General features: G+C 62.0%; 2 protein-coding genes. Both read left to right on the forward strand.

Features of this window, described 5'->3' with window-relative positions; translation table 11 throughout:
• A partial coding sequence (locus tag HMPREF2924_RS27130) for a PFL_4669 family integrating conjugative element protein (protein WP_070700802.1) occupies positions 1-696 on the forward strand: 696 nt, incomplete at its 5' end.
• A 5-nt stretch (positions 697-701) separates the two neighbouring features.
• Positions 702-1067, forward strand: a 366-nt coding sequence (locus HMPREF2924_RS27135) for a DUF3158 family protein (protein WP_070700805.1), incomplete at its 3' end; no start/stop codon positions are given.

Consider the following 1067-nt stretch of genomic DNA (forward strand, 5'->3'; position numbering starts at 1 on the left):
CTCCGCAGCGATGTCGCCCTGACGCTTCACACTTATCACGCCGCACGCATCTGGACCGGCCGGCAGAAGTCGGAAGCCAAGCACAGCATCCTCGGCCTCTCCGGCTTCTGCGCCTACGTGAATCGCATGCACCGCGGGGCAGCACAGGACGATCCGTACTCCGACTGGTGGCTGGTTCAGATCGAAGAGAAAGTCGAGAGCTGCCAAGCCGCGCTCAAGGCCATCGACCAGCGGCTGGATGACGTCATGGCCAAGCTGCCAGCGACCCTCGATATCTCCGAGAACCTGTCCGTCACACCGGTCAAGGTCCCGTTGTTCATCTCCAACCCTCTCGGCTTCAAGGCAGTCTATCTCCTGACCAACTACGACGAACTCGCCCGTCGAATCCTGCTGGCCCAGCACGTCGGGCTGGTCGGTCGCCGCGACATGGAGGTCTGGCTCGACGAAGGTGCATCGGTGCTGCGCAGTCTTTTTGGTCTGGCCCAGAGCTACCAGTTCACGGGCGCCACTCGCGACGACTTCGCCGCAAACAATGCTCGCGCCGAAGCCGCGCGGAAGATGTACGAGAAGTTCGGCGAGATCCCGCAGGACATCCTGGAGGGCACCCGACGCTCGAACTTCGCTCCGCCGATCACCCGGGGCCGCTCTGACAGTGATGCCGATGATGACGCTGACCGTGTCGAGCTTGAGGACTGATCGGAATGCGGCAGCCCGATAAGGACCAGCAAGGCGCTCTGCAACAAAGTGCCTTCCGCCCACTGCAACAAACTGCCTTCCAGGCGCTGCAACACAGTGCCTCACTAAAAGGCCTTTTAAAGCCTTTTAAAGGTAAGGGGGAGCTGGCCCAGTTGGCGGAACAGTGCGAAGCCCTGGAGCAGGGATTACTGGAACTTGCCCAGGGACTGCTGGCCCAGGTTCGTCGCCCGCCCTTCACTCTTCTGCCCACCCGACTCATCGAGCAGCGCACATCCGCCCGCACAACCTTTCTTCGCTGGCAGCACATTGCATCCCGGCGGATGGGCGTCGGGGTGTGGACGGAAATGCTGCGCCAGGACAAGACCCCGGAA

Origin of the sequence: Pseudomonas sp. HMSC063H08, from assembly GCF_001813645.1 — a bacterium.
Classification (GTDB): Bacteria; Pseudomonadota; Gammaproteobacteria; order Pseudomonadales; family Pseudomonadaceae; genus Pseudomonas; species Pseudomonas aeruginosa.